Annotated in this window: 1 protein-coding gene; it reads right to left on the bottom strand. The window is 52.3% G+C overall.

The window, feature by feature from the left end:
- Positions 1 to 266 (bottom strand): alanine--tRNA ligase-related protein (locus KHA85_RS20390; RefSeq protein ID WP_236885852.1); only part of this gene is annotated, 266 nt, incomplete at its 3' end.
- Positions 267 to 419: the final 153 nt, after the last annotated feature.

Here is a 419-nt window from a genome sequence, read left to right on the forward strand (position 1 = left end):
GTGTGGTGACGCGCGGTATAACCGACGTTTTCCAGGTCGTTATGCTTGCCGCCTGCGCGCACGCAGCGCTGCGAGGTGGTGGCGCGGGAATAGGCGCGTTTGTCGAGCCCCAGGAAAACATCCTTAAATTGGTTCATGCCGGCATTGGTAAACAGCAATGTCGGATCATTGTTAGGCACCAGGGAGCTGCTCGCTACAACCTGATGACCCTTACTATGAAAGAAATCGAGAAACGCTTGACGGATCTCAGCGGTGCTCTTGCTCATAATTTTCCTGGAAAGGCTAGAATAACGACACGTGAGCCGGTGACGCGTCATCCCGACGATGACAACCAGCTCACGAACAAAAAGTGGGGATAAGATAAATTTTCTTCAGAGGGAAGTAAAACCCCGTGTGCGCTCATTGCGCAAAATCACGGT

This window comes from Dietzia massiliensis, from assembly GCF_018390595.1.
GTDB lineage: Bacteria > Actinomycetota > Actinomycetes > Mycobacteriales > Mycobacteriaceae > Dietzia > Dietzia massiliensis.